Consider the following 25,885-nt stretch of genomic DNA (forward strand, 5'->3'; position numbering starts at 1 on the left):
TTCATCAATTTAGGGTAATAATATATGTTAATTAAGGAGTTATTCATTTATGTTAACTGGTAAACAAACACGGTATCTTCGTTCATTGGCGCATCACCTCGATCCTATTTTTCAAGTGGGCAAAGGTGGAGTAAACGATCACCTCGTACGCCACATTGAAGAAGCTATTGAGAAGCGTGAACTTATGAAGATTAGTATACTGAGCAACAATATTGAGAATCCCAAGGAAATCGGTGCTCAACTTGCCGAACAGTCGGGCTCTGAGCTTGTACAAGTGATCGGAAAGACCATTGTCTTGTACAAAGAATCGCGTGATAACAAAACCATTGAGCTGCCCCGCTAATACCTGAAAGCATACTACCAAGGAGGTCGTCCTCTTGAAAGTTGGAATTATGGGAGGTACCTTTGATCCTCTTCATATTGGTCATATGATGGCAGCGGAAGCAGCTAGAGAAACTTATGGACTTCAAGAAGTATGGTTTATGCCTTCACATATTCCGCCTCATAAACATGAGGCAGGGGTATCTGGAGCAGATCGGCTGGCAATGGTGCAGGAAGCGATACACAATCATGAAGCTTTTCGCACATTAGATTGGGAAGTTGTCAGAGGTGGCGTTTCCTATACGTATGAGACCATAAGACGGCTGCAAGAGGCGTATCCGCATTTCGATCTTTATTTCATCATCGGAGCGGATATGGTCCAGTATTTACCGAAATGGAACGAGATTGAAGAGCTTGTGCAGCGGCTTACATTTATCGGCGTAGGTCGTCCGGGAACACCTCTTGATCTAGACGCATTGCCAACTTATATAGCAGAAAAGGTACTATTAGCAGATATGCCTCTGGTTGATATTTCGTCAACGATGTTAAGAGAACGGGCTGCAACTGGAAAATCCATTCGTTATATGGTACCTGAGGCAGTGTTCGATTATGTTCAAAGGAGTGGATTGTATGGCATACAGCCGCGAAGCTCTGATTGAGGCGGTCTCGACACAAATGCCTGCTAAGCGCTGGAAGCATACACTGGGTGTCATGGAGTCATCCATTCAACTAGCGGAGCAATATGGCGCTGATCCTGAGCGTGCGGAGACAGCGGCAATTCTGCATGATGTGGCCAAGTATTGGCCTGTGGAGAGAATGAAGGAGATTATCGAGCAGAATCATCTGAACTTGAATCTTCTGAAGCATGACAAGCAGCTGTGGCATTCAGAAGTAGGTGCCTTTGTAGCAGAGCAAGATTATGGGATCACAGATCCGGATATTCTTAATGCGATCCGTTTTCATACCTCAGGTCGTGAAGACATGAGTTTACTTGAGAAAATCGTCTGTCTCGCCGACTATATCGAGCCTGGCCGCGATTTTCCAGGGGTTGATAAGATACGTAAGCTGGCAAAAGTAAGTTTGGAAGAAGGACTAGTCGCTGGATTTGATTCTACGATTAGTTTGTTACTGGAAAAACGCCGAGTGATCTTTCCGTTAACGGTACTGGCGCGTAATGATTTAGTTAGAATATTGGAGGATAAAATATGAGTGTACAACCAAGCAAGCTGTTAGAATTGGCCCTTAAGGCTGTGGAAGATAAAAAAGCAATGAACGTAGTGGCATTAGATCTGCGTACTGTTTCACCGATTAGTGATTACTTTGTTGTATGTCACGGTAATTCAGATACCCAAGTTCAGTCCATCGCTACCGAAGTCCGCAAAGTGGTTCATGAAGCAGGCGGCACGATCAAGGGGATCGAAGGAATGGATTCAGCACGCTGGGTGCTGATGGATCTTGGAGATGTTATTGTTCATATTTTCCACCGCGATGAACGTGAATACTACAATATTGAGCGTCTGTGGTCGGATGCGAAGGTAGTGGAGACTGTATGAGCCTGATTGCAGGAACTACAGTTACACTTAATGTAGTAAGAGAGGTATCCCCATACGGATTTTTCCTGAATGCAGGAGATCAGGATGTTATGCTGCATTATACTGAGCTTACCGAGAAGGTTAAGACAGGCGATAAAGTTGAAGTCTTTATCTTCTTCGATACCGAGGATCGTCTAGCAGCAACGATGAAGAAACCGTTTCTGACATTGGGCGAAATGGCCTTATTGGAAGTGGCTGATATCCATCCGCGTCTAGGTTGCTTCTTGGAAATGGGTCTCGGACGGCAGCTGCTGCTGCCCATTCGTGAGCTTCCAGAACTTCCAGAGCTGCGCCCTCAGATCGGCGACTATGTGTATGCGATTATGGAGCATGATAAACAGGGGCGTCTTCGTGCTAAATTAGCTGGAGAACAGGAACTAGCTCCGCTAGCTCTTCCTGCGCCTGAATCCTGGATGGGACAGACTGTGACAGCCCGGGTGTACAAACCGCTGCAGATGGGGACTTTTGTTCTTGTAGATGCTGGGGTTTTAGGCTTTGGTATTATCGGTATGGTCCATTCCTCTGAACGGAGTCGTCTACTACGTCTTGGAGAGCAGTTTGAAGCACGTGTCTCCCATATCCGCGAGGATGGACGTGTTAACCTTTCTATGGGTCTCCGTAAAGAAGTAGGCATGGATGTAGACTCTGCCACGATTTTGGAATTCTTGCATGCCCGTCCGGGTGGAGCGATGCCTTATTCGGATGCTACACCACCGGATATTATCAAGCAGCGTTTCGGAATTAGCAAATCAGCCTTTAAGCGTGCGCTTGGAAAGCTGATGAAGGAAGGCCATATTACCCAAAAAGAGAATTGGACGTATCTTGCTCCTAAGGAAGAGGAAGGTTCAACCGAGGGAAATGAAGAAACAACCGAATAATTAAAAAAATAAGAGACTTTGTGGGGACGCCTAGAGCGTTTAGGCTTGATGGGTCAATAATAGAATCATATTAAATGTTGTAATAGAAAGCGGTGTACTAGTGTCTTCCTATGGGAAATTTGCTTATGTATACGATGAGCTCATGGCAGATATGCCGTATCCTGATTGGATCTCCTTTGCTGAAACCGCATGGAGCAAATACGGTAAGCCTGTAACCGTGGCTGAGCTTGGCTGCGGCACCGGGAGTATCACTATTCCTTTGGCGGGTTCAGGGTATCATATGACCGGAATCGATCTATCTTCAGATATGCTCTCAGTGGCACAGCGCAAAATGGAAGAGCATCCCCAGGGACGGCGTTTCTTGCGCGAAGGTAGTGTTCGTTGGATTAGACAAAACATGAAGGAATGGGAGCTTCCAGAGCTTGTGGATTCTGTGATTTCTTTCTGTGATTGTCTGAATTATGTGCTGGAAGAAGACGATATCAGAGCTGTCTTTGCTAGTACCTTTGCAGGACTAAAGCAAGGCGGCACCTTTTTGTTCGATGTACATCATCCAAACACACTGATCCGTTATGAAGAAGAGCAGCCCTTTATTCTGGACGAACCATCGGTGTCTTATATTTGGACTTGTGAGATGGATGTTCCTCGCCGCGAAATAGAACATCATCTGTCCATTTTCGCTCGCGAAGAGGGACGGAGTGATGTATATCGCCGTTTCGAAGAGACACATATTCAGCGTGCCTACGATCCCCAGTGGATGAAGGATGAACTGCTTAAGGCTGGATTTAGTGATGTGAAGACTTACGCCGATTTCGAGTGGATAGAGGCGGATGATGATGCGGAACGTTTATTTTATATTGCTATAAAATAAATATTCAACATACTAAGAGGGGCTGTCCCAAAAGCTATGAAAATAGCTGGTGAGACAGCCCTTCTTTTTATGAGTTCGGTGTGGTTCCTGCTATTGAAAACGAGAGGCTAAAAATAAGCAAATAACGTCATCTGAGTCCGTATGCTTCATAGAATGTTGGATTCATGATTCATGATTCGTGTATGAAGAAGTAGCTGCAATTGCGCCAATATGTATATCAAAAAAACCGGGTAGTGTTTATGCCACCCGGCATCTTCCAATCCTTACCGATGCTCAAACAGATCAATGGCACCCAATACGACATGAGCCAGACCAAATCCAAGTACGCCTGTTGCTGCCATCTTATACTTGCTTCCAAGAAAAGCGGCGCTAGAAGCGGTTACGACGGTTCCAAGAACAGCGGGAATTAGACCTTCACGCATTCGAAACACTCCTTCTCGGTGGTTTGGGAGACAAGGTTATTATGAGTCAAACTCAAAAAAATATACAAAGAAAAAGAAGACCTTAGACCAGTTATTGCTGGTTCTAAGGTCTTTTTGTTTAGGGAATGTTTTATTCTGATAAGGTAACGGCAGTACGAGAAGCACCAATTTCAACTTCATGAACATCATATAGTACACGCGCCAGTAAGTCCTGGCTATAGTTGCCGAAATGTTTGCCGTAAATGGTGAGCCCGCGTTTGTTTACAGACTTGTCCGTTACGGCTATCCGGAAAGTAAGCTCGCTCTTGTAATCAAGCTGAATATCATCCAGGGTCACGTCAGAAATCCGGCAACCGTCAATAAAGCTACCTTCATTATTAATACGGATCAGTTTGAGCATACCATATTGGTTTAAATGTGGAGGCCACCAGTCTGGATTAAACGTTCCACGCGTGTCTCCGAAATCTCCAGGACTAGTCCAGTAGCCGATTTCAATTCCATTTAAGTAGAAATAAAGATCGGAGGGATAGTTATCGTTAGATCCAGGGGCCTCAGAGCCAATCTCCATCGAGAATTGGATTTCGCGGAACGTTTGATTAGCTTTAAGATAGTTCGGAATTCTATACTCGAGAAAGCCTTCAGCCATCCAAATGATCTCGGATTCAATCCGCTGAGGATCAGCGAAATAACGGGGTTCGTCGAAGTCGCCGATAATGCTGTCTTTGGTAGCAAGTCCGCAGGTCGGAACAGCCTGATAGTTGCTATAATGTCCTACTTGGATTTCTACTTCGTAGAGATTATCAACATCCTTGCTGCGAAGATCAACAATAAGCTTATCCTTATTTAAATAGCAGACCTTCTGAATACCGTGTTTACCCACAGATGTGTTTATCTCGATGAGACCGCTTTCTTCTAACTTTTTAATATGCATCGTGATTGCGCCATTGCTGAGGTTCAGCTTCTTGGCAATTTCATTCAGATTCAGTGCTTGATTGGTAGCTAAAAGTTCGAGTATGAGGATTCTGATTTCAGAACTAAGCGCCTTGAATATTTCAAGACCACTCATTAAATCTTTAATATAGATCATTTTATCAATACCTTCTTCCAAATGGTCATAAATGAATACTGTTTTATGAAATTATAAACTAATATAGCATATAAATAAAGCATCCTTCCTTATTTTGTAGAATGATAAAAATAAGGGGGTTTTTTTCCTTTTTTTGCATTTAATCTAATTTAATTTAAAAATTAATGAAACTAATTCACAATATAAGATGGTTTTACAACGAAATCAGGTTATTTTCACTATTTATTTTATAAAAGTATTAAAAGGTTTAAATAAAAATATTTACAAGTCTTTTTGTCTATGCTATTTTTAAACTGAAAGTCTTAGAAAAGGACGTGAAAATCATTATGTTAGCTGCAACGCCCCCGATGGGCTGGAATAGCTGGGACTGTTACGGAGCTAGTGTTAATGAAGAAGAGGTAAGAGGCAACGCCGAATATATGGCTGCTCATTTGAAGGGATTTGGCTGGGAATATGTTGTTGTGGATATTCAGTGGTATGAGCCTGGAGCGAACTCTTCGCAATATCGTAACTTTGTACCGCTGGTCATGGACGAGTATTCCAGACTTCAACCGGCAGAAAATCGTTTTCCTTCCGCAAAGGGAGGCAAAGGTTTTGCCCCACTCGCTGAATATGTGCATGGATTAGGGTTGAAATTCGGCATCCATATTATGCGTGGAATCCCTCGACAGGCCGTTCATGCGGCAAGTTCCATTCTAGGATCTGAGCAAACTGCACGTGATATCGCACATCCCAATTCTATATGTCCGTGGAATACAGATATGTATGGAGTAGATGCTTCTAAAGAAGGCAGTCAGGCTTACTATGATTCTCTCTTCCAGCTATATGCCAGTTGGGGTGTAGATTATGTGAAGGTGGATGATATTGCCGCTTCACGTATTTATGGATACCACAAAGACGAAGTTGCCATGATCCGTAAGGCTATCGACCGCTGTGGTCGTGAAATGGTGCTTAGTCTTTCACCTGGACCTGCTCCGGTAGAAGAGGCTGAACACTTAGCTGAACATGCTAACCTGTGGAGAATGACCGACGATTATTGGGATCATTGGCATTTGCTGCGTGGAATGTTCGAGCGCTGCGAAAAATGGGCTCCTTACGTTCAGCCTGGACATTGGCCAGACTGCGATATGCTGCCGCTAGGTCATCTTGGGATTCGTTCCGTTGATGGCGGGGGAGACCGATTTACAAGGTTTACTCCTGACGAACAGGTTACCATGATGACGCTCTGGACTATTTTCCGTTCGCCTTTAATGTTCGGGGGAGAGCTTAGAGACAATGATGAGTGGACATTATCTTTGTTAACCAATAGGGAAGTGCTTCATCTGCATCATTTTGGTAAGGGTGGTAGACAAGTAGAGCGGAACGAAGAGTATGCGACCTGGACTTCTGAGGACGAACAAGGTAACCACTATGTAGCGTTGTTTAATCTCAGTGACAAAGAGTCGACACTCCAGGTATCGTTCCAAAAGCTAAATGTTTCAGTTCCAAAAACGATACGTAATCTGTGGCAAAGCCACGACCTGGAAGTTACTAATGAAGGGGTTACGCAGGTTCTTCCACCGCATGGTTCTGCATTGTTAAAGCTTTTTTAGAGGAGAGAGATTATGGATACGAGTAGAGCGTACAACAACCCATTGGTGGAGCAACGTGCTGATCCATGGGTATATAAACATACGGATGGATATTACTATTTCACAGCTTCTGTTCCAGAATACGACCGGATCGAAGTAAGAAGATCGACAACCATCGAAGGATTAACTACTGCAGAACCAGTTGTAGCTTGGCGCAAGTATGAGACGGGGCCGCTTAGTGCTAACATTTGGGCGCCGGAAATTCATTACATAGACGGAAAATGGTACATTTACTTTGCCGCAGCACGGACTACGGAGACGACGGATGGTTTGTTCGATCACCGTATGTTTGCGCTCGAGAATGCATCTGCTAATCCCTTAGAAGGAACATGGGTAGAAAAAGGTCAAGTGAAGACCGCTTGGGAATCGTTCGCTTTGGATGCGACAACGTTTCAGCATAAAGGAAAACTGTACTATGTATGGGCTCAGAAGGACCTGAATATTGAGGGTAATTCTAATCTGTATATTTCTGAAATGAGCAATCCGTGGACACTTACAGGTCCTCAGACTATGATTGCTACTCCTGAGCATGATTGGGAAATTATTGGATACAAAGTAAACGAAGGCGCAGCAGTACTGAAACGAAATGGTCGTATCTTTATCAGCTTTTCGGCGAGTGCTACAGACTTCAATTATTGCATGGGACTATTAGTAGCGGATGAAGACAGCGAACTTCTGGAGGCAGCTTCATGGACTAAACTACCAAATCCTGTATTCCAAACAAATGAAGAAAATGGACAATTCGGTCCAGGCCATAATAGCTTTACGGTCAATGAAAATGGGGAAGATGTGCTCATCTACCACTGCCGCAATTATAAAGAAATTACTGGCGATCCTCTTTATGATCCAAACCGCCATACTCGTGCTCAGGTCTTCCATTGGAATGAAGATGGCACGCCGAATTTTGGAATTCCTGTTAAGGATGCGCAATAAAAATAATCCGTTTTGCAAAAAAAAGAGGGTTACCCATTAGCCACGTAAATGGCCGCTGGGTAACTCTCTTTTTCATATGTTACGTGTTGCTGCTTAAGGTATATATTGTTGCACGATGGAAGTGATTACGCCGTCCTGAATCGTAAGGTGATAAGGGAACTGGCTTAGATCGAAAATATCCGTTTTATTAAATTGATCGATAAATTGCTGTAAGGTAACGGCTTCGTTCCACTGAATGTCTAAGTCCTCAATGTTACCAGTGTGATCAAAGATCTGCATGGTGACTTTTGCGTTATCCGCGATCGGATAGGTTGTCAGTGTATCAACATCATTAACAACATAATATCCGTCTGGAGCTCCGCCAATTTCTGCTGCACCTTCTGGGTCTCTCTCAGCAAAGATTCGGTCAGCATCAGCACCCTGATACCAGTTTATTTCATCGGCTGTAATGGAAAGCTTGCCATTCTCGGATTGAATAGTATGGATATATACCGTCTGTTGCTGAGTCTTGCCACTATCTTGCGCATCTACTCGTGTTCCAACGGTACTAGCAGTAGTAATTAGGGAAAGAAACAATAGAACAACAACCGGTAACACATACGCTGACTTTTTCTTAAACATTAGAAATCTCCCCCTTGAGATATGTAAAAAGGTTGTATATATCTTATTACCCGCTACGTTTTTTCCTAAACGGGCTATATACTTCTATTACGTTAAACGAGCAGGTTTTGTTGCAATTTTTTTAAAATATTTCTGAAAAACGATACCGGTCATGAATCCGCTAAAAATGATAGTAAAAGTTTGTCTCCTCGGGCATATTAAAATGTCAAAACATACAGATTAGGGGGAGCAACGAATGGGTGGAATACTACGGATTTATAGGAACGACTGGCGCAACGTATTTAAGGTTCCTGTGGCCGTGTTCCTGATCGCTGCTTTGGTGGTGTTACCTTCTGTGTATGATTGGTTTAATGTTGCGGCGGTGTGGGATCCCTACAGTAATACCTCTGGCATTAAGATTGCTGTAACCAGTTTGGATGAAGGGACCACTGTGAAGGATAAGAGCTTCAATATCGGCAATGATGTCATGGAAAGTCTTCGGAATAATAAAAGCTTAGGCTGGACCTTCGTAGATGCAGAAGCTGCGCACAACGGTGTGAAGCGTGGAGATTATTATGCGAGTATTGTTATCCCTGCTGATTTCTCCAAAAGAATGACAGGAATCCTCGAAGGCAGGATCGTGAAACCAGAGATTGAATATACCGTCAATGAGAAGATAAATGCGATTGCTCCTAAAATCACAGATAAAGGTGCTTCTTCAATTACAACACAGATCAGTGAGAATTTTACGGAAACCATTAGCGAAACCGTATTTACGGCTTTAAAGCAAATTGATTCAAAATTCCAATCTGAATTGCCTATTATACGCAAGGTTGAAAAAGGGTTGTTTAAGTTAGAGGCAAGTCTCCCCGAGATTGAAACGGCAGGCCAACATGTATTGAAAATTGAGGAGCAATGGCCGCAAATTCATGCATCGGCAACGCGCATCTCTAAGCTGGAGAATAAGCTGCCTGAGGTGGAAAAGGCGGGATTGGCTTTAGAAAAAATAGCTGAACATTGGCCTCAAATTGCCAATGTTGCAGATCATTTAGGGGAGCTGCAGGATAAGCTACCCAAAATTGAACAAGCAGCACAGCTAATCGTTCAACTTGATAATCATTTTGGTGAAGTTGAACAAATCATGGACAAGGCGTCGGAAGGTCTTGCGGAAGCAAATAAAGTTGTTAACACTGCTCTAACTGCGCTACCTAAGGCCGACAAAATTGTAACTGCTGGAAATGATTTTGTTCTAGAGCTTCAACAGTTCTTAGAGAAGAGTAATGCTGCATTTGAAGCGGTACCTGCCGCCCTCAAACAAAATATATACCTGCTGCAAAATACGGAGAACGCAGTAGTTCAGCTTGCTGAACTGCTGCAGGGAGAAGATATTGACCTGCAAGCGGTACGCGAGCAACTTGAGTCAGTTTCCGCTCAGCTGGTGTCGGGAAGTAACGTGATGGATCATACGCTTTCTTTGTTATCGGCACTGAATACATTCTCACCAGGAACAGTAACTAATGCTGAGATTGGCACCTTGAAGGCTGTAAACAATGCCTTGAGCAGACAGACTTCTTTGGTAAACTCACTGGCGACGGATCTACAAAATGAGGGTCAGCCTGATCCGAGTAATGTTAAGCAATTGGGTCTTAAATCTGGCGAAGGAAACGTAGCCATTTCGAAGCTTATTTCCGAATATGAAGCGGCAACTATCCCTGCTATAAAAAATACATTAGAGCAAATATCCACTGCTGCTGAGACTACAGCCACTGCCCTGGAACAAGTTCCGGATCGTCTATCGGCGCTGGGTACCCTTCTTGAGGAGACTATGGCAGCGATTGAGTTCGGACAATCAAGCTTGGCTAGTCTACAGCAAGACTTACCAGCTATTCGTGAAGCGGTACATACAGCAGCTAGCGGTGTCGCAGATAAGACACAGAGCTTTGGTACTTTTGTTCGTGATACACTTCCGCTAATTCAGAGCAGCTTGCCTGTTGCAGGAGAAAAAATACAACAAGCTGCAAATTTCGTCCGTCAGGATCTGCCGGCTGTCGAGGAACGGGTGCACCAGATTTCTGATCTGATACGTACAGGTCTCCCCCGTGCGGATAAGGGAGTAGCGGTCGCAGCGGATATGGTGCGAAATGATCTTCCGATACTGGAAGATTCGATTCGTAAAGCGGCAGCTACCATCCGTCAGATCAAAGATGAGGTGGATCTGGGTGAGATTGCTGAGCTGCTCGGAGGGGATATTAAGAGCAAAAGTGATTTTTTAGCCAATCCGGTAGTATTAAAAGAGAATAAGTTATATCCTATTCCGAATTATGGTTCGGCTATGACTCCTTTTTATGTTGTACTTTCCTTATGGGTAGGTGGCACACTCCTAATCTCACTTCTCCGTACGGGAGTGGACACTGAGGGAATTGTGTACAAGCGGTATCAATTGTATTTTGGACGTTTGCTGACGTTTCTTACGGTTGGGATTCTGCAAGCGTTGGTGGCTGTACTTGGTAATATCTTTATACTGAAATGTTATGTGGTGGACAAGGTGTGGTTTGTCCTTTTTGCAGTATTAATTAGTATCGTATTCGTGACGATTGTATTTACGCTTGTCTCGGTATTCGGCAATGTTGGGAAGGGGATAGCAATCGTATTCATGGTGCTTCAATTCTCAAGCTCTGGCGGTACGTTTCCAATCAGTACAACAGGCCATTTCTTTCAAATGTTGAATCCGTTTATGCCATTTACTTATGCGATTAGTTTGATGCGGGAGGCGGTAGGGGGGATTCTGCCGGAAGTGGCGATTCGCGATTGTCTTTATTTGATCCTATTCGGTGTAATAGCACTCTTACTGGCGCTAACGCTCAAAAAGCCGCTGGAGCGTTATATCGAAAAGGCGGCTGAACAAGCCGAAGAATCCAAATTGATCTCTTAAGAAAAAAGAGGTTGTACCTAAGCCAATTGCTGTGGCTTTTGGTACAACCTCTTTTAGATTATCTCGCTGGAGCGAAATCGGCTACTGGCTTTAGAATCTCTTCAATTCTCTCCAAAGTATCTAGAGATAGAACGGCATCAACAGCTTTGGCGTTCTCTTCCACCTGTGCTGGCTTACTGGCCCCAATAATTGCAGAACTTACACCAGGTTGCCGTAGGGTCCAAGCTAACGCTAGTTGCGACAGCTTCAAATCAAGACTGCTAGCTAGTTCATCCAGCTGTCCGACAACAGTCAGTACATCATCGCGGAAGTAGCTACGAATGACGCCATTTACCGAATCATCAGCTGCGCGTGTTCCTGCCGGAGGCTGTTGTCCAGGTTTGTATTTACCTGTCAGAATACCTTGGGCGAGTGGGGAAAAGACCACTTGTCCGAGACCCTCACGCTGAGATACCTCAAGTACCTCATCTTCAATGTAACGTTCGAACATGTTATAGATAGGCTGATTGGAAATAAGCGGACGCAGATTTAGTCTGCGTGAAATGCCGGTGGCGTCAGAAATTTGAGCTGCGCTCCATTCGCTCACTGCCGAATACAGAATTTTACCTTGTGCAGTTAGGTCGTCCAGCGCTCGTAAAGTTTCCTCCACAGGCGTCTCTCTGTCAAAGCGATGACAAAAATAAACATCAATATAATCGGTTCCTAAACGGCGAAGGCTAGCTTCGCATTGCTCCATGATGTGCTTACGTGACAAACCGCGATTATTCACATCATCCCCCATGGGGAAGAATACCTTTGTACTCAGCACATAAGATGATCTTTCATAGGCGCGAAGAGCAGCGCCCATTGCTTTTTCGCCTTCACCACGGTTATAAGCATTAGCTGTATCAAAGAAATTGATACCGCATTCAAAAGCTTTGCTGATGCAGGCGTCTGCTGCCTTTTGCTCTGCTGCTGTTCCATATGTAAGCCAGCTGCCTAAGCCGATTTCACTGACTTTTAGTCCTGAATTGCCTAGTCTTCTGTATTTCATTATTTTCTTCCCTCCTTGAGTTGTATATGTTAACTTTACTTGTATCCTATGAAACATTCAACTTGAATGTTTCATGTAAAAGACGAGATCAAGGAGATGAATCGTAGTAATGACTATTCCAACTTCTAAAGCTAAAAAAGTGATTTTGTTTCAGGGTGATTCTATTACGGATGGAAACCGTGGTCGTGATGAAGATCCCAATCATATTCTAGGACATAGCTATGCATATATCATTGGCGGCAAGCTAGGCAACGAACGGGCTGAGCAGAATCTCGTGTTCTATAACCGTGGAATTAGTGGGGATCGGATCTCCGATTTATATGCACGCTGGAATGAGGATGCGATTTACCTTCAGCCGAATATCATCAGTATTTTAATTGGTGTTAATGATCTTTGGAGAACAATGAAAGGGGAACCAAGTGGTATAACGGACCGTTTTGAACGTGCGTACCGTCATGTGCTTGAAGAAACTGGGGAAGTACTTCCGCAAACGAAGCTGGTCTTGTGTGAGCCTTTTATTCTAAATACCGGAGCTCCGGCAGAACAATGGGACGAATGGAAAGAGCGGATTACTCATTATCAGGGTGTTGTTAAGCAGCTTGCAGAGGAATTTAATGCTGTGTTTGTTCCTTTACAGGAAGCATTTGATGCAGGTACTCGTAGAATAGATGCAGCCTACTGGCTGTGGGACGGCGTTCACCCGACAGCGGCTGGGCATGATCTGATTGCTGGCGAGTGGCTGAAGATCGTAGAGAAAAGTGGTCTTTTAAACGACTAGTGAAATAAAGATTCCCCCTTATCTTTATTTATGCACCTACTGATTACTCAGCGGGTGCATAGATAAGAGATATATGATAGTTATTCAGAAACTCGATCCATTCCTCAGAAGGCTTCTCGTCTGTAACGATATAATCCACTCGATCGAAACTAAATAATTTAATGAACGCAGTCCTATCGAACTTAGAGTGATCTGCGAGCAAAACTACTTTATTCGCCTGCTGTTGCATCAGAATCTTTAGTTCACTTTCTTCTTCATTCGAATCGCTGAGCCCACCAGTCATAGACAACGCTTTACAGCTGAATATGGCTACGTCCACATTATATTTTTGAATAGTCTGTGAGGCGGTATGTCCAACGAAGGAGCTAGTCTCGGGGCCTAGTATTCCACCAGTAGAAATTAGCTTTTGCCCAGAATGTTGAAATTCGGATAATACAACCAAAGAATTCGTAATAATCGTCAGATTGTTTTTCTCCTCTATAATTCTCCGTAAAGCCTCAAAAACTGTTGAACTCGTATCCGTCACCAAACTATCCCCATCATTAATTAATTGGAGAACATGATCAGCTATCGTACGTTTGGCCTCTATATTTACCTGATGTCTACTCACATAGGGAGGATCCTCATTCGTGTGGGCATTAAGGATTGCACCGCCATAATTTTTCTTGGCAAGTCCTTCCTTGTCCAGTTTATCCAGATCCCGCCGAATGGTCTCTTCCGAGACATTGAATTTTTGCGCCAGCTGAGCGACATGGACTTTCTTTTGTCTATACAGCTCATTAATGATTAGATCCCGCCGTTCAAATGCTTTCATCCGTTCACTCACCTCTATCATCATCTACTTCCTAGTTTACTACATTGTTGTATAAATCAAAGAATTAACCTCATATTCACATAATACCACAGTATAATAATATTAGTACCACATAAAACCACATTATTTATCTATAAATATGTTGTTTTATGTTGACTAAAGCGTTTCCATATTTTATGATGAAGGAGAAATAGGTCCATTACCGATGATACTAAGATGATTTTGAGGAGGAACAGCAGTGATAGAAAACTATCCGAAAATTGGCATCCGCCCGACCATTGATGGCAGAAGAAGAGGGGTTCGCGAATCGTTAGAAGCTCAAACCATGGGTATGGCTCAGCGGGTAGCTAAGTTTATTGAAGAGAACTTATTTTATCCGGATGGCCGCCCCGTAGAGTGCATCATTGCCGATTCTACGATTGGTGGTGTTAAAGAAGCTGCTGCTGCGGCTCAAAAATTTGCTGGGGCTAATGTTGGCGTATCGATTACTGTGACCCCTTGCTGGTGTTATGGTTCTGAAACGATGGATATGGATGCCTCGATCCCACATGCGGTTTGGGGATTTAACGGAACGGAACGCCCAGGTGCGGTATATCTAGCTGCTGTTCTCTCTGCTTATGCACAAAAAGGAATTCCGGCGTTTGGTATCTATGGTGAGGATGTTCAGGAGTCTAGCAGTGAGGAGATTCCAGCGGATGTGCAGACTAAATTGCTGCAGTTCGCCAAAGCTGGGTTGGCTGTCGCTCAAATGAGAGGGAAATCCTACTTATCAATGGGTTCTGTTTCGATGGGGATTGCTGGATCGATTGTGAATGAACAGTTCTTCCAAGAGTATCTGGGAATGCGTAATGAATATATAGATATGTCAGAATATGTACGCCGCTTTGAAGAGGAGATTTATGATAAAGAGGAATATAAGCGAGCACTCGCGTGGACCAAAGAAAACTGCCAAGTTGGTGCCGATAATAATCCGAAGCATCTGCAAATAAGTGATGATGAGAAAGAGAAGCAGTGGGAGACTTGTGTGAAAATGACATTGATCGCCCGTGATCTGATGATCGGCAATCCTGTTCTCGCTGAGCTGGGCTTTGAGGAAGAGGCCAACGGTCATAATGCGATTGTGGGTGGCTTCCAAGGGCAGCGCCAATGGACGGATCATTTTCCTAATGGGGATTTCATGGAGACGATACTGAACTCCTCTTTTGACTGGAATGGCAAACGTACACCTTATATCGTAGCGACAGAGAATGATAGCCTGAACGGAGTAACGATGCTGTTCAATTATTTGCTTACGAATACTGCACAAATTTTTGCGGATGTCCGAACCTTTTGGAGTCCAGATGCAGTTAAGCGAGTAACGGGTCATCAATTGGAAGGTGAGGCAGCACACGGAATACTTCACTTGATCAACTCTGGTTCGGCAGCTCTTGATGGGACGGGTGAGCAGACGAAAGACGGTAAACCTGCGATTAAGCCTTTTTGGGAAATTTCGGAGGATGAGGTAGAAGCTTGTTTGAGCCATACCCAATTCCGCCCGGCTTCTCAAGAATATTTCCGTGGGGGCGGCTTCTCTACGGATTATTTAACCAAAGGCGGGATGCCAGTTACTATGGCACGTATGAACTTGGTTAAAGGGCTTGGACCTGTTCTTCAGCTTGTAGAGGGTCACACAGTAGAGCTGCCTGAAGATGTTCACCATACATTGGATCAAAGAACAGATCCGACTTGGCCAACGACCTGGTTTGCGCCTAAGTTAACCAATAGTGGTTCTTTCCAATCGGTGTATGATGTCATGAATAATTGGGGCGCAAATCATGGGGCCATTAGTTATGGGCATATTGGGGCAGATTTGATTACGCTGGCGTCTATCCTACGCATTCCAGTAAGCATGCATAATGTTGAGGAATCACGTATTTTTAGACCTCGGGTATGGTCGTTATTTGGTACCGAAGATCTGGAGGGAGCAGATTACAGAGCATGTCAGAACTTTGGACCCCTCTACTAAAATCTTCCCGTGAAGCAGGTGTGGTGAACAATGGGTGATACGATTAAGCTCCTAGCCATAGATCTCGGCGCCAGTTCAGGAAGAGTTATGCTGGGGATATATGATGGCGATAAGCTGCAAATGGAAGAAATTCATCGGTTTGAGAATACGCCTGTACAGGTCAACGGGCATTTATATTGGGATACCCTAAGGCTCTTCCATGAAATGAAGCAAGGGGTTCAAAAAGCCTTTAGGCAACATGGAGAACTGACGTCCTTAAGTGTGGATACATGGGGAGTCGACTATGGGTTTATTGATAAAAGAGGAATGATGCTCTATTCCCCCCATCATTACAGGGATCGGAGGATGGAGGCTCACCTTCTTAAATTGGAAGCGTTACTGTCACCGGCAGAGCAATTCCGTATGACCGGTCTTCAGCCAAGTGTCATTAATACACTTTATCAGCTGTTCTCTGATTTTCAGGATAATGATTCTCTTATGGAGACCGCGGATACGATTTTAATGATGCCAGATCTATTTCATTACCTGTTTTCTGGTATAAAAGCAGCAGAAAGCACGATCTGGAGTACAAGCGGCTTAGTGGATGCTGTAACGGGAGAGCTCTCCTCTGAATTATTTAACAGACTTGGGATTCCGAGTAGTCTAGTTCCACAACAGGTTCATGCGGGAACAGTTATTGGATCTATCCTGCCGATTATTCAAGAGGAGCTTAATATAGGCCCGATGAAAGTGATAGCCGGCGCTTCACATGACACGGCTTCAGCAGTAGCTTCAATCCCTTATATTCGTAAGGATGAAGCAGCATTTTTAAGCTGTGGTACGTGGTCGTTGGTTGGTATGGAGACGCCTGAGCCGGTCATTTCAGAGAAAAGCTATGAATATGGTTTCACAAATGAACGTTGCTACGGTAATTCTAATCGTTTGCTAAAAAACACAACGGGACTATGGATTCTACAGGAGCTCCAGAGGAATTGGGCGAAAGCAGGAGAGAATTTTAGTCAAAGTGAAATGGTTGAATTAGCCCAAACGATTAATGGGGCGCCAGCGATCATTGACCCGAATGACCAGCTTTTCAGCACACCTGGTGTGATGATGCAGCGGATTCAGGAATATTGTGAGCGAACGGGGCAACAGTCGCCTAATACGAAAGCTGAGTTTATACGCGTTATCCTTGAGAGCCTTGCGCAATCATACTGTAGAACGATTGAAGAAATGGAAGAGATCACCGGCAAGACAATCACTATCATTCATATGGTTGGCGGTGGGATTCAAAATGAGCTATTATGCCAGCTCACCGCTGATGCTACGGGTAGAGAAGTCGTTGCAGGGCCAGTGGAGGCCAGTGGAATTGGCAATATCATTGTCCAGCTGGCTGCCCTGGGGAAATTGGAAGTTTCTAAGGCGAAAGAGTTCGTGGCACGATCTTTTACCTTTAAGACATACCAGCCTTCTTTGGTGAAAAACTCTAAAAAATAGGATACGAGGAGAGAACTTATGGATAACTTGGAACAAAAACTACGTTCGCAGATTTGTGATATTGGCAGAAATTTGTTTAATAAAGATTTCATTGCCGCCAATGATGGGAATATTTCAGCACGGTTATCAGAGAATGAAATTCTCACTACCCCCAGAGCGGTAAGCAAGGGATATTTAGAGCCACATATGATTGTAAAAGTAAACTTGCAAGGTGAAGTTCTTGAAGCGGCGGAAGGATACAGACCTTCAACGGAAACCAAAATGCATTTGAGAATTTATAATGAGCTACCTGAGATGAATGGTGTGGTTCATGCACATCCCCCGTATGCTACCGCTTTTGCCATTAAAGGTGAGGCGCTCGATAAAATGATGATGCCAGAGTCGGTTATCATGATCGGGGATATTCCTTTGGCGGAATACGGAACACCTTCAACAGAAGAAATCCCGGACTCACTGATGCCTTTCCTTGGCAAAAAAACAGCAGTCCTGCTCGAAAATCACGGAGCACTTACTTGGGGAACGGATGTTATGGAGGCTTATCTGAATATGGAGAGACTCGAATATACAGCCAAGATTACCTTTATTACACGTATGATTGACGGGGAGAGAGAGCTGCCACAGCATCGGATTGATGAGCTGGTTGCTTTGAGATCTTTTTATGGGAAGTAATGAGGTGCTTTGATGTTGAAAAAAATTCCTAAGCTACTATCTCCGGAACTGGTACGTGTGATGATGGAAATGGGTCATGGTGATGAGCTTGTACTGGCAGATGCTAATTATCCCGGACACTCCTTAAACTCAAAAGTACTAAGATATGATGGTATTGGGATACCTGATCTTTTGGATGCAATATTGGAATTGCTGCCCCTAGATCATTATGTTGAACATCAGGTGGCGTTTATGGCTGTGGTTGAGGGAGATCCTACGGTGCCGGTGATCTGGTCCACGTACGAGTCGATAATCGCCAAACATGACGGTGAAGTGACAATTAAATATGAGGAGCGGTTTGATTTCTACAATCGTTCTAAGCAAAGTTATGCTGTTGTAGTCACAGGTGAAGAAGCACTTTATGGAAATATTATTATCAAAAAAGGTGTGATCAAGGCCTGATGATCAGCGATTCTGCTTGCGGTATTGCAGAGGTGAGCATTTCGCGATTTGCTTAAACACCCGCCCAAAGTGGGCGATGCTGTCAAAGCCTGTATTCTCTGCAATGGTAGTGACTTTAGTGTTAGTGCTCTGCAAGAGTCGTTGGGCTTCCTTGATCCGAATGTAGTTTAGATATTCAACAATGGTGAAGCCAGTGGTCTGTTTGAATAAACGGCAAAGATAGGTACTGCTGATGAAAAAAGTTTCGGATAGCTGCTCTAATGTAAGCTTTTCAACATAATGTGCCTGTAAATAATCGATCATTTCGTAGACTTTAAGCTGCTTCTCACTGCTCTCAGGAGCGATGGGCTCGCGGCTTATTTCTTGTACTCTGTTCATTTCAATAAATAACTGGATGAGAAGTGTCTGAATATAAGGGATTTGCTGTGATCGATGCTCCTCTTGTTCTTTTAGCATAGAGAAAAGGATAGATTCGATGGCTCCTTGTTCATGTACTCCGGGACGCAGAAGTAAGCTTTGTGTAGTTAAAAAAGGAATACTTAGGTCGTAGTTCGCCAATGTTTTTTGCAGAAAGTCCTCCTCAAAGTTAATCAATATTCGCTCATGGCGTGCTGAGCCCTTAGAAGTGGTGCGATGGAGTTCATTTTTGTTAATAAATATCAAATCACCTTTGCGTAAGGTATAAATCAGATTGTTGATATAATAGCTGCGCTCACCTGCGAGTAAATAATAAATTTCATATGTATCGTGATAATGGTCGGAATCCATGCTGAATGGGCCGGCTCTTTTGATTTGTTCAATGATAAATGGAGGTTCTAGCTCCTGTTCCATTGTAGATTTGCCCCTTTCAGATAATGAAGCTAATATATGCAAAGTTTTCGCTATTTTTGCTAATAATCGCTTAGATTTGAATGTATTTTATACTATAAACTATAAGAAGAAACGGCATCAAAATCAATAGCGATGGAGTGATCCTTGTGTCGAAGAAGAAATATGTATTCGTAGGTACCGGTGGCCGAGCGGAGTTCTTCTATGGTGAGATAACTACGAATTATCGTGAAACTTCAGAAATTGTAGGCTTTTGCGATGTGAATGGGGCAAGAATGGATTATGCGAATCGATTACTGAAAGGGAAATATCAGTATCATGCGGTTTCTACTTATAAAGCTCATGAGTTTGATCGTTTGATTGAAGAGACTAAGCCGGATGTAGTTATCGTTACGAGTATTGACCGCACACATCACCATTATATTATCCGGGCGATGGAGCTTGGCTGTGATGTGATTTCGGAGAAACCAATGACTGTAGATGAAGAGAAATGTCAGGAAATTCTTGAAGCGATTGAGCGGACGGGGAAAAAACTGCGTGTTACGTTCAATTACCGCTACGCCCCGCACAATACCAAAATCCGTGAATTGATCATGGATGGGGCGATTGGAGAGGTGTTATCCGTCAATTTTGAGTGGCTGCTAAATACACAGCATGGGGCGGATTACTTCCGCAGATGGCATCGGGATAAACGGAACAGCGGAGGGCTGTTAGTTCATAAATCAACACATCATTTCGATTTGATGAATTTCTGGTTGGGCTCTCGTCCGGATACGATCTATGCCATGGGAGATTTAAGGTTCTATGGCAGAGAGAATGCGGAGAAGCGCGGGGTGACGGAGTTTTATCAGCGTGCCCATGGGAGTAGTGCAGCGGAAAATGATCCCTTTGCACTTCATCTAAAAGACAACGAGCAGCTTAAGCAGATGTATCTGGATGCCGAGCATGAGGATGGGTACCTGCGAGATCAAAGTGTATTCGGTGATAATATCAGTATTGAGGATACGATGGCAGTCATGGTCAAATACAAAAACAAGACGATTATGAACTATTCACTTAATGCTTATTTGCCTTGGGAAGGCTTCATTGTAGTATTTAATGGGACGAAGGGGCGGATGGAAGTTAAGGTTGTTGAACAGTCCTATGTAAACGCCGGGGGGAAGAAAGAAGATGAAGGGGCACTAAAGGACAAGCAAATCACTGTATTCCCTCATTTTGCGCCGCCTTATGAAGTTGAAATTGAAGAAGGCGTTGGGGGACATGGGGGTGGAGATCCGGTCATGCTCCGTGATATTTTTGAACGACCTGTGGAGGATCGGTTTAATCGTGCAGCTTCCCATGTGGATGGGGCGTTGTCTATTATGACCGGGATTGCGGCTAATCGTTCGATCGCTACTGGACTTCCGGTGAAGGTGGATCAGTTAATCAAATGGTAGAAGGAAAAAGCTCAAAACCAAAAATAGTAGTAGCCTGTTTGTGAATAAACCGCTGCGGAGTGGAGGGTTCTTACGATCGCTGTTAAAGCCCAATTTCTGAATAGTAGAAAGATTAGCAGTTGAAATGGGTCTTTAAAGGCGAACACTGGCGTTTCTCCAGAATCCCTCCACCCCTCCGCTCTGTCTTCACGTCAATTTACTACTATTTTTAGATTGAGCTAAAAAAGTAAAAATAAAAGGCTGCCTCCAAAGTCATTGTAGATGACTAAGAGACAGCCTTATTTATTTTGACACTAGTATTTATTGTTTGACGACGTTAAAGCCGTCTTTTTGCAATTGAGTCACAATGCCATCATCACCCAGCATGTGTAGTGCACCAACAACGACAAGATAAGTCGCTTTTTTATCACTATTCAAATACTCTTTTACATGCTTCACCATGTTGGCATTCCGATCCGAAACGAGACCCTTATAGTATTCTGGCTCCTTAGCGACCGCTTGTGTCATAGCTACGAGTGATTGTTCATCCCCCTGCATCCACATTTGGGATAATGCATCCAGCGAAGCCGTTGCTGCAGCATTGTCCGTTTGCTTGAGGCTATCGAGTGTATCAAGGAGAAGCTTTTCTTGCAATCCATCTGAGAATTGATTGAACATGTTCAGCTGCAATTGCATATTTTCCAATTCAATGATAGGTTTATTCAATTTGCCTGCCTTCTGTGTGAAATATAGGTCGATACCTGTATCCGGTGTATAATCTGTTGTTTGCATTTGTAGGCTTGAGATACCTTGAGTAACGACCCATGGCTTATAGGAATCGAATGCATTTCCTGCAAGACCATTCGCTTTCAGAAGCGCAACAACTTTGTTATAGGTATCAGCGGATACGTGATCCTTGAGCTTGGTCCCATCTGTATAAGAACCTTTCTCCGTAAGGAACTTTTGCATCTCCGTTTGATCAACCTTGGTTAAGTCAACTTCGACCCCGAGATATTGAGACGCTTCAAAAGCAGCTTCAATTTCCGGGCGTAGCGGGTACATTTTGTCGTTTGCCACATGGATAGAGCCAAGAAGATAGACGGTATTACCGTTGTTCTCTACTTTCCATAAGAATCCGGTGCTACCTGCAGCCTCGTTATTAGCTACAAAGGTGATGGTGCGCTGCGCCGCACTCCATTCTACCTTATAGCCGATCGTTTCACCGATAAAGCGGACAGGAACATAGGTGACATTGTTGATGGTTTTAGGAGCCACCTCTAGTTTTTTCTTCTCCCCGTTTACCGTTGCTGTGGTGCTGCCGATAGTCAGTGAGAGGGCTAGTCCATTTTTGGTCCCCGTTACGGTTTGGGTCTTTTTATTCCAATTCATATTTACATTAAGCTTCTCTAGGAGTGGACGCATAGGAACCAAGGTAGTTCCTTTTTCTACAATAGGGTTAGAATTGCCTAACTTTACTTCTGTTCCATCAATCCACACACCGACAGGCTTTTCAGCCGCATGGGCAGTGGTAAAGACAGACATAACCATGAAAATGGATAAAAATAATGCACCTAGCTTTTTCATTAATAGGACACTCCGTTTCTAAAAAAAATGAAAGTTGTAAGTCACTTTCTGATTTTAACGTATTTTTCCATAAATAGTTATACGTTTTGTTACTATATTGATTTGATGCCTATGATTGGAAAGCAAACCTATATCACTTTACTTCGTACAAAAGTCAAAATAATGCACATCAAAGCAAAAATCGCCCCTATTAGATCCTGTTGACTCTCCTTATCATGAAACATAAGAAACGAAGAGCCCGAAGGGAGCAAGGAACTTATGTGGAGCAATGCGATTGAAGATGCGATAGAGAAGGTACGTAAGAATATAGACCGATTCGGGGGCAGATTCCCTCATGTGAGCATGAATGGAACTTACCAGCTCAATAACAATGACGACTGGACCAATGGATTCTGGAGCGGCATGTTGTGGTTGTGCTATGAATATACGCAGGATGACAGCTTTCGTATCGCGGCATCTCATACCGTAGAGGATTTCCGCCGCCGTTTCGCGGCAAAGACGGTGCTTGATCATCACGACATCGGATTTTTGTATTCGTTATCCTCCAAGGCCCAGTGGATTATAGATAAAGACGAATCCGCGCGTCAGTTGACACTGCAGGCGGCAGACTTATTACTGAAGCGCTGGCGCACAGGCGGCGGTTATATTCAGGCTTGGGGACCTGTGGGAGATGCCCAGGAAGGTGGGCGCATCATTATTGATTGTCTGTTGAATCTCCCTCTTCTGTATTGGGCGGAACAACAGACCGGTGATTCCCTATATCGGCAGGTGGCGGTCATGCAGGCGGATAAAACGAAACGTTATCTGGTGCGGGGAGATGACAGCTCCTACCATACGTTTTTCTTCGACCAGAAGACCGGAGAGCCGATTGGCGGCGCTACACACCAGGGTTATACTAACGGATCGACTTGGACACGCGGGCAAGCCTGGGGCGTCTACGGTTTTGCATTATCTTACCGCTATACTAAGGATCTGTTGTATTTGGAAACATCCAAGCGGATGGCCCGCTATTTTCTGGAGCATTTGCCACAGGATCATGTCGCTTACTGGGACTTTAATGCTCCAGTGTCTGCGGATACGTACCGGGATAGCTCGGCCTCTGCAATTGTTGCGGCTGGACTACAGGAACTGCTGGAGCTAATGGAGGAGGAAGATCCCGAACGGGCTTATTTTCAGCAGGGGTTAATACAGTCGATGACTTCACTTGTGCAGAACTATTCCACGATCGGTGAAGACGTGGAGGGGCTGCTGAAACACGGCTCTTACCATGTACGCGGCGGTCTGTCTCCGGATGATTTCATGATCTGGGGAGATTATTTCTACCTCGAAGCGTTGCTGCGGCTGCAAAAAGGCACCAGGGGGTACTGGTATGAACGCTGATGTCCGATCAACCTCTCCCTATGCTGTCTTTACGCTACTCGACCTTGAGTTACCTGCTCTAGCGCCCGTGAAGGATGCGCTCAGCCAAGCACGGCAGGATGATGCGCTGACTGAATTGCATCGGTATTTGACTAGTCGGAGCACGCCGGGCTGGCGGGCAGAGGACAGTCGGAAACAGCAGCATATCGATTATATACAGCAATATTGCGCAGATGAGCTGGAAGTCGTAATGAAGACGGCGGATGAAGTTATGGAGCAGACGTTTCTTTTTCGGTTTCCCTGGGATATGGAGCGCAGCCGCATTCCGGTTTCCTTTGAGGAAGAAATTGACTGGCGTTATATTCCGGATAAGGATGTAGAATGGGCTTATATGCTGAATCGCCACCGCTACTGGGTGGCATTAGGACAAGCGTATGCGATAACAGGTAATGAGGAGTATGCGAGAACATTTTGCTGTCAGCTTGAAGATTGGATGGACCGTAATCCTGTTCCAGACATGCCTACGAATGATACGTTGACTTGGCGCACAATTGAAGCGGGTCTTCGCTGTGCGAACTGGATCAAAGCGCTATCCTATATACAGGATAGTCCGCTGCTCACACCGACGCTTCTGGCGAAAGTGATGATATCCCTTCATGAACACAGCGAATATTTAGCTTTATCGTTTACGGGCTGGAAGAATATCAGCAATTGGGGCGTTCTGGAGACTTGTGGCTTATTCCAAACCGCGCTCTACTTCCCTGAGTTCACTAGGGCTAAGATTTGGCGACGGCTCGGTGAGGAGAGATTAGTGGAGACGGCTAGAATCCAGGTCATGGCGGATGGTATCCATTGGGAGCAATCGCCCACCTATCACCATGAGGTTCTGGTATGTTTTCTCGACTGCATCCGCTTGGCTCACATGAATGGACTGGAGCTACAGGATGAACTTCAGCAAAAAGTTCATCAAATGGCCGTCGCTTCCTTGTATTGGGCCAAACCGAATCATCGGCAGCCGATGCTCGGGGATAGCGATGACAGCGATGTCCGTTCGATTTTGACTTATGCAGGTTGGTTGTTCCAGGATTCTGTGCTCCGCTTTGGCGGATATGATCATATGGAGTATGATAATGCCTGGTTGTTCGGAATGAATGGAGTTGAAGGCTACGAGCAGCTGATTGCGGAGGAACCGCCTTACTTGTCGCGCTCTTTCACACATTCCGGTCATTATATGATGCGAACGGGTTGGGACGAGCAGGACTTGTACCTATATTTCCACTGCGGACCGCTTGGTGGTGGACATGGTCACGCGGATTTGCTACATTTCGATCTGTATGCTTTTGGGCGGGATATGCTTACCGATCTGGGCAGATACAACTATAGTGATCACACACCACTCAGAAAAGCGTTAAAAGAAAGCGCTGCCCATAATACGACTACTGTTGACGGAATTGGATTCACTGAAATCACGGATACATGGTCCTTCTCCCAAATTGCGAAGCCGACAGGCAGCAAATGGATCAGCAATCCGGACTTTGATTATGTTGAGGGCAGCCATGATGGCTACCGTCATTTGGATGATCCGGTACACCTGCTAAGGAGGATCATATTCATCAAGCCTTATTACTGGCTTCTGGTCGACAGCTTTAGCTGCCGTCAGGAGCATACGTTTTCCCAGCATTTTCATTTTGCACCCGGAGCGGTTCAGATGGAAGACGAGACATTCATTTGCCGTACAAAAAATGAGCAGGAAGCCAATCTTTGCATCATTCCCGTTAATGTTAAAGGACTTCAGGGCAAGATTGATGACGGGGTAATCTCCCGCGAATACAATCTGCTGGAACCCAATCAACATGCCGTTTACTCCCGAACGGGAAAAGGAACGGTATCGATGATGCAGATGCTGTACCCGCAGCCTTCCGGTGAGCCGTTCTGTCCACTGGTTGAACAGGTGCCGATTTACCGCCATACGGGTGAACCTGTGGATGCTGTGCAGGCGGAGGCATGCCGCATCAGCTTCCCTGAAAGGAATGAGGAGCATATTATCGTGATCAGCCACGAGGTTCCATCCAGTCACTTGGATTCCTATGTAGTGGAAGGTATACAAATATTTGGTGAAGTAGTGCTTATTGTTTTCGCAAACGGTCAAAAGAAAGTCACGGTAATCAGATAATGCATGTATACTGGATAACGGGCTGATAGAATAAAAGAAAAGA

At 44.5% G+C, this 25,885-nt stretch carries 24 protein-coding genes; 17 read left to right on the top strand and 7 right to left on the bottom strand.

Going from position 1 to position 25,885, the window contains the following annotated elements:
- The first annotated feature begins 49 nt into the window (after window positions 1–49).
- The 6 genes from yhbY to PAENI_RS30775 all read left to right on the top strand — a co-directional run bounded on the left by yhbY (window position 50) and on the right by PAENI_RS30775 (window position 3,662).
- Window positions 50–343 (top strand): ribosome assembly RNA-binding protein YhbY, encoded by a 294-nt coding sequence (gene yhbY / locus PAENI_RS30750; protein WP_076284314.1) that lies wholly within the window; start codon window positions 50–52, stop codon window positions 341–343.
- 34 nt (window positions 344–377) lie between these two features.
- Window positions 378–980 carry a nicotinate-nucleotide adenylyltransferase gene (locus PAENI_RS30755; protein WP_042185968.1) on the top strand — a complete coding sequence of 201 codons (603 nt, stop codon included), beginning with the start codon at window positions 378–380 and terminating at the stop codon, window positions 978–980.
- On the top strand, window positions 952–1,530 hold the full coding sequence (yqeK, locus tag PAENI_RS30760; protein WP_042185970.1) for a bis(5'-nucleosyl)-tetraphosphatase (symmetrical) YqeK: 579 nt from the start codon (window positions 952–954) through the stop codon (window positions 1,528–1,530). Before PAENI_RS30755 ends, yqeK begins: the two co-directional genes overlap by 29 nt.
- On the top strand, window positions 1,527–1,874 hold the full coding sequence (gene rsfS / locus PAENI_RS30765; RefSeq protein ID WP_149647875.1) for a ribosome silencing factor: 348 nt from the start codon (window positions 1,527–1,529) through the stop codon (window positions 1,872–1,874). Before yqeK ends, rsfS begins: the two co-directional genes overlap by 4 nt.
- Window positions 1,871–2,791, top strand: coding sequence for a CvfB family protein (locus PAENI_RS30770; RefSeq protein WP_042185974.1), 921 nt, complete (start codon window positions 1,871–1,873; stop codon window positions 2,789–2,791). The genes rsfS and PAENI_RS30770 overlap by 4 nt, the downstream gene beginning before the upstream one ends.
- A 100-nt stretch (window positions 2,792–2,891) precedes the next feature.
- Window positions 2,892–3,662 carry a class I SAM-dependent DNA methyltransferase gene (locus PAENI_RS30775; RefSeq protein WP_042185976.1) on the top strand — a complete coding sequence of 257 codons (771 nt, stop codon included), beginning with the start codon at window positions 2,892–2,894 and terminating at the stop codon, window positions 3,660–3,662.
- A 263-nt stretch (window positions 3,663–3,925) separates the two neighbouring features.
- On the opposite strand, the gene PAENI_RS30780 is transcribed toward PAENI_RS30775, so the two are convergent.
- Together PAENI_RS30780 and PAENI_RS30785 are read right to left on the bottom strand one after the other, a co-directional pair.
- Entirely contained in the window at window positions 3,926–4,084 is a 159-nt protein-coding gene (locus tag PAENI_RS30780) for a hypothetical protein (protein WP_036675694.1), read from the bottom strand.
- 130 nt (window positions 4,085–4,214) lie between these two features.
- Window positions 4,215–5,171 carry an ArsR/SmtB family transcription factor gene (locus tag PAENI_RS30785; protein WP_149647876.1) on the bottom strand — a complete coding sequence of 319 codons (957 nt, stop codon included), beginning with the start codon at window positions 5,169–5,171 and terminating at the stop codon, window positions 4,215–4,217.
- Between the two features lie 326 nt (window positions 5,172–5,497).
- Between PAENI_RS30785 and PAENI_RS30790 the strand changes: the two genes are divergently transcribed.
- Both PAENI_RS30790 and PAENI_RS30795 read left to right on the top strand, forming a co-directional pair.
- On the top strand, window positions 5,498–6,763 hold the full coding sequence (locus tag PAENI_RS30790) for a glycoside hydrolase family 27 protein (RefSeq protein WP_410477503.1): 1,266 nt from the start codon (window positions 5,498–5,500) through the stop codon (window positions 6,761–6,763).
- 12 nt (window positions 6,764–6,775) lie between these two features.
- Window positions 6,776–7,735 carry a glycoside hydrolase family 43 protein gene (locus PAENI_RS30795; protein WP_149647878.1) on the top strand — a complete coding sequence of 320 codons (960 nt, stop codon included), beginning with the start codon at window positions 6,776–6,778 and terminating at the stop codon, window positions 7,733–7,735.
- A gap of 93 nt (window positions 7,736–7,828) precedes the next feature.
- On the opposite strand, the gene PAENI_RS30800 is transcribed toward PAENI_RS30795, so the two are convergent.
- Window positions 7,829–8,356, bottom strand: coding sequence for a hypothetical protein (locus PAENI_RS30800; RefSeq protein ID WP_149647879.1), 528 nt, complete (start codon window positions 8,354–8,356; stop codon window positions 7,829–7,831).
- A gap of 235 nt (window positions 8,357–8,591) precedes the next feature.
- Here PAENI_RS30800 and PAENI_RS30805 point away from each other — a divergent pair, with 235 nt between their 5' ends.
- Window positions 8,592–11,267: a YhgE/Pip domain-containing protein gene (locus PAENI_RS30805; RefSeq protein WP_149647880.1), complete on the top strand. Its 2,676-nt coding sequence runs from the start codon at window positions 8,592–8,594 to the stop codon at window positions 11,265–11,267.
- 58 nt (window positions 11,268–11,325) lie between these two features.
- Here the strand turns inward: PAENI_RS30805 and PAENI_RS30810 are convergent, their stop codons facing one another.
- Entirely contained in the window at window positions 11,326–12,300 is a 975-nt protein-coding gene (locus tag PAENI_RS30810; protein WP_149647881.1) for an aldo/keto reductase family protein, read from the bottom strand.
- A gap of 109 nt (window positions 12,301–12,409) precedes the next feature.
- Here PAENI_RS30810 and PAENI_RS30815 point away from each other — a divergent pair, with 109 nt between their 5' ends.
- The gene (locus PAENI_RS30815; RefSeq protein WP_076284308.1) at window positions 12,410–13,078 is read left to right on the top strand and encodes an SGNH/GDSL hydrolase family protein; all 669 of its coding nucleotides are present in this window, start codon (window positions 12,410–12,412) and stop codon (window positions 13,076–13,078) included.
- Between the two features lie 43 nt (window positions 13,079–13,121).
- Here PAENI_RS30815 and PAENI_RS30820 read toward each other — a convergent pair whose 3' ends face one another.
- Complete coding sequence (locus tag PAENI_RS30820; protein WP_042193458.1) at window positions 13,122–13,892, bottom strand: DeoR/GlpR family DNA-binding transcription regulator; 771 nt, start codon at window positions 13,890–13,892, stop codon at window positions 13,122–13,124.
- A 238-nt stretch (window positions 13,893–14,130) separates the two neighbouring features.
- On the opposite strand from PAENI_RS30820, the gene PAENI_RS30825 reads away from it, so the two are divergent.
- From PAENI_RS30825 to PAENI_RS30840, 4 genes are read left to right on the top strand one after another with little or no spacing between them, the layout of a single operon-like run.
- Window positions 14,131–15,897: an L-fucose isomerase gene (locus tag PAENI_RS30825; RefSeq protein WP_149647882.1), complete on the top strand. Its 1,767-nt coding sequence runs from the start codon at window positions 14,131–14,133 to the stop codon at window positions 15,895–15,897.
- Window positions 15,898–15,927: 30 nt separating this feature from the next.
- Window positions 15,928–17,373 (top strand): rhamnulokinase, encoded by a 1,446-nt coding sequence (locus tag PAENI_RS30830; protein ID WP_149647883.1) that lies wholly within the window; start codon window positions 15,928–15,930, stop codon window positions 17,371–17,373.
- Between the two features lie 18 nt (window positions 17,374–17,391).
- On the top strand, window positions 17,392–18,042 hold the full coding sequence (locus PAENI_RS30835) for a class II aldolase/adducin family protein (RefSeq protein ID WP_076298138.1): 651 nt from the start codon (window positions 17,392–17,394) through the stop codon (window positions 18,040–18,042).
- A 12-nt stretch (window positions 18,043–18,054) separates the two neighbouring features.
- Window positions 18,055–18,483, top strand: coding sequence for an RbsD/FucU family protein (locus PAENI_RS30840; RefSeq protein ID WP_149647884.1), 429 nt, complete (start codon window positions 18,055–18,057; stop codon window positions 18,481–18,483).
- 3 nt (window positions 18,484–18,486) lie between these two features.
- Here the strand turns inward: PAENI_RS30840 and PAENI_RS30845 are convergent, their stop codons facing one another.
- Window positions 18,487–19,314 (bottom strand): helix-turn-helix transcriptional regulator, encoded by an 828-nt coding sequence (locus PAENI_RS30845; protein WP_149647885.1) that lies wholly within the window; start codon window positions 19,312–19,314, stop codon window positions 18,487–18,489.
- A 146-nt stretch (window positions 19,315–19,460) separates the two neighbouring features.
- Here PAENI_RS30845 and PAENI_RS30850 point away from each other — a divergent pair, with 146 nt between their 5' ends.
- Window positions 19,461–20,747 (top strand): Gfo/Idh/MocA family protein, encoded by a 1,287-nt coding sequence (locus tag PAENI_RS30850; RefSeq protein ID WP_149647886.1) that lies wholly within the window; start codon window positions 19,461–19,463, stop codon window positions 20,745–20,747.
- 300 nt (window positions 20,748–21,047) lie between these two features.
- Here PAENI_RS30850 and PAENI_RS30855 read toward each other — a convergent pair whose 3' ends face one another.
- Complete coding sequence (locus PAENI_RS30855) at window positions 21,048–22,310, bottom strand: TraB/GumN family protein (RefSeq protein WP_149647887.1); 1,263 nt, start codon at window positions 22,308–22,310, stop codon at window positions 21,048–21,050.
- Between the two features lie 258 nt (window positions 22,311–22,568).
- Here PAENI_RS30855 and PAENI_RS30860 point away from each other — a divergent pair, with 258 nt between their 5' ends.
- Entirely contained in the window at window positions 22,569–23,690 is a 1,122-nt protein-coding gene (locus PAENI_RS30860; protein WP_149647888.1) for a glycoside hydrolase family 88 protein, read from the top strand.
- The gene (locus PAENI_RS30865) at window positions 23,680–25,842 is read left to right on the top strand and encodes an alginate lyase family protein (protein ID WP_149647889.1); all 2,163 of its coding nucleotides are present in this window, start codon (window positions 23,680–23,682) and stop codon (window positions 25,840–25,842) included. The genes PAENI_RS30860 and PAENI_RS30865 overlap by 11 nt, the downstream gene beginning before the upstream one ends.
- The last annotated feature ends 43 nt before the right edge of the window (window positions 25,843–25,885 follow it).

It is taken from the genome of Paenibacillus sp. B2(2019), from assembly GCF_008370385.1.
Lineage (GTDB): Bacteria > Bacillota > Bacilli > Paenibacillales > Paenibacillaceae > Paenibacillus_AQ.

What these genes read in the sequence shown, in the direction of transcription:
- yhbY (WP_076284314.1), top strand. Translation starts at nt 50, where the DNA reads ATGTTAACTGGTAAACAAACACGGTATCTTCGTTCATTGGCGCATCAC.
- yqeK (WP_042185970.1), top strand. Translation starts at nt 952, where the DNA reads ATGGCATACAGCCGCGAAGCTCTGATTGAGGCGGTCTCGACACAAATG.
- rsfS (WP_149647875.1), top strand. Translation starts at nt 1,527, where the DNA reads ATGAGTGTACAACCAAGCAAGCTGTTAGAATTGGCCCTTAAGGCTGTG.
- PAENI_RS30770 (WP_042185974.1), top strand. Translation starts at nt 1,871, where the DNA reads ATGAGCCTGATTGCAGGAACTACAGTTACACTTAATGTAGTAAGAGAG.
- PAENI_RS30780 (WP_036675694.1), bottom strand. Translation starts at nt 4,084, where the DNA reads ATGCGTGAAGGTCTAATTCCCGCTGTTCTTGGAACCGTCGTAACCGCT.
- PAENI_RS30785 (WP_149647876.1), bottom strand. Translation starts at nt 5,171, where the DNA reads ATGATCTATATTAAAGATTTAATGAGTGGTCTTGAAATATTCAAGGCG.
- PAENI_RS30790 (WP_410477503.1), top strand. Translation starts at nt 5,498, where the DNA reads ATGTTAGCTGCAACGCCCCCGATGGGCTGGAATAGCTGGGACTGTTAC.
- PAENI_RS30795 (WP_149647878.1), top strand. Translation starts at nt 6,776, where the DNA reads ATGGATACGAGTAGAGCGTACAACAACCCATTGGTGGAGCAACGTGCT.
- PAENI_RS30800 (WP_149647879.1), bottom strand. Translation starts at nt 8,356, where the DNA reads ATGTTTAAGAAAAAGTCAGCGTATGTGTTACCGGTTGTTGTTCTATTG.
- PAENI_RS30805 (WP_149647880.1), top strand. Translation starts at nt 8,592, where the DNA reads ATGGGTGGAATACTACGGATTTATAGGAACGACTGGCGCAACGTATTT.
- PAENI_RS30810 (WP_149647881.1), bottom strand. Translation starts at nt 12,300, where the DNA reads ATGAAATACAGAAGACTAGGCAATTCAGGACTAAAAGTCAGTGAAATC.
- PAENI_RS30815 (WP_076284308.1), top strand. Translation starts at nt 12,410, where the DNA reads ATGACTATTCCAACTTCTAAAGCTAAAAAAGTGATTTTGTTTCAGGGT.
- PAENI_RS30820 (WP_042193458.1), bottom strand. Translation starts at nt 13,892, where the DNA reads ATGAAAGCATTTGAACGGCGGGATCTAATCATTAATGAGCTGTATAGA.
- PAENI_RS30830 (WP_149647883.1), top strand. Translation starts at nt 15,928, where the DNA reads ATGGGTGATACGATTAAGCTCCTAGCCATAGATCTCGGCGCCAGTTCA.
- PAENI_RS30835 (WP_076298138.1), top strand. Translation starts at nt 17,392, where the DNA reads ATGGATAACTTGGAACAAAAACTACGTTCGCAGATTTGTGATATTGGC.
- PAENI_RS30840 (WP_149647884.1), top strand. Translation starts at nt 18,055, where the DNA reads ATGTTGAAAAAAATTCCTAAGCTACTATCTCCGGAACTGGTACGTGTG.
- PAENI_RS30845 (WP_149647885.1), bottom strand. Translation starts at nt 19,314, where the DNA reads ATGGAACAGGAGCTAGAACCTCCATTTATCATTGAACAAATCAAAAGA.
- PAENI_RS30855 (WP_149647887.1), bottom strand. Translation starts at nt 22,310, where the DNA reads ATGAAAAAGCTAGGTGCATTATTTTTATCCATTTTCATGGTTATGTCT.
- PAENI_RS30860 (WP_149647888.1), top strand. Translation starts at nt 22,569, where the DNA reads ATGTGGAGCAATGCGATTGAAGATGCGATAGAGAAGGTACGTAAGAAT.
- PAENI_RS30865 (WP_149647889.1), top strand. Translation starts at nt 23,680, where the DNA reads ATGAACGCTGATGTCCGATCAACCTCTCCCTATGCTGTCTTTACGCTA.